Annotated in this window: 1 protein-coding gene; it reads right to left on the bottom strand. The window is 51.1% G+C overall.

What is annotated here, in order from left to right:
* Positions 1-3 precede the first annotated feature (3 nt).
* The coding region (lspA, locus tag LGT40_RS00245) for a signal peptidase II (protein WP_264177778.1) at positions 4-472 on the bottom strand (469 nt) is incomplete at its 5' end.

Below are 472 nucleotides of genomic sequence, written 5' to 3'. Positions count from 1 at the left end.
GTGTCAGTCAGATCCATCCGGCTCGGCATTGGTGTTTGCTTTTTTACCCAACAAGCTGCTGGAAACGAAAAGTAAGGCACCGAGGACAATTGCAATATCAGCCAGGTTGAAGGCCGGCCAATGCCAGTCTCGCCAATAGAAATCAAAGGAATCCACAACATAGCCGCGAAAGACCCGGTCAATCAGGTTGCCCATGGCGCCACCGAGGATAAGACTGTAAGCGATGGCTTCTCCTTTATGACGATTTTCAAGGATCAGCTTGATCAGAAAAATCGAGACCACTACCGCGATTCCGATAAATAAGTAGCGCTGCCAGCCTCCACCATTCGCAAAAAGACTGAATGCGGCACCGGTGTTCCATAGGTGCACCCAGTTAAAGAACGGGGTCACCGAAACATACTCGCCATAGGCCATTGATTGCTGCACCAGCCACTTTACAGCCTGATCAGACGCTGCCAGCAGGCCCGATATG

Origin of the sequence: Methylophaga pinxianii, assembly GCF_020447225.1 — a bacterium.
Classification (GTDB): domain Bacteria; phylum Pseudomonadota; class Gammaproteobacteria; order Nitrosococcales; family Methylophagaceae; genus Methylophaga; species Methylophaga pinxianii.
Note: the sequence above shows the minus strand (reverse complement) of the source record. Positions and strands in the feature narration are given on the sequence as shown.